Annotated in this window: 1 protein-coding gene; it reads left to right on the forward strand. The window is 66.0% G+C overall.

Annotated elements, in window-relative coordinates; all coding sequences use genetic code 11:
- Positions 1 to 38 precede the first annotated feature (38 nt).
- Positions 39 to 536, forward strand: a 498-nt coding sequence (locus ACK4TH_RS13180) for a response regulator transcription factor (protein ID WP_409627086.1), incomplete at its 3' end; no start/stop codon positions are given.

Genomic DNA, 536 nt, shown 5'->3' on the forward strand with positions numbered 1-536 from the left:
GAGGGCGATTGGCGGATGGTTTCGCCACAATAGCGGTCATGCCGTCGGACATCGTTCGGATTTACCTCATCGAGGACGACCGGTCCATCTTGCGCTTCGTCGAAGGGGCCCTGAAGCACCGCCCCCAATGGCGCCTCGTCGGGCATTCCGATACCTTTGCCCATGCCGAAGTCATGGCGCCCAACAGCCTGGCCGACGTTTTCCTGGTCGATCTGGGCTTGCCCGACGGCTCCGGGGAAGACATGCTGCGGCTGCTGGCCAACGCCAAGCCCGACGCCGAATTGCTGGTCTTCACCGTGTTCGGCGACGAATCCCGCCTGATCCGCGCGTTGCAGCGGGGGGCCACCGGCTACGTGCTCAAGGGCTGTAGCGAGCGCGAGTTGATCGAAGCGATCGAGCAAATTCGCGAAGGGGGCGCGCCGATTTCTCCGCTGCTGGCGCGCATGCTGCTCAAGCAGTTCCGCGCGGCCGAGTCGGATGCAGACGCCTGGGGTGGCCCCGACGGTCGCGCGCCGGTGCTCTCCGAGCGGGACACC

This window comes from Tepidimonas sp., from assembly GCF_046292505.1.
Taxonomy (GTDB): domain Bacteria; phylum Pseudomonadota; class Gammaproteobacteria; order Burkholderiales; family Burkholderiaceae_C; genus Tepidimonas.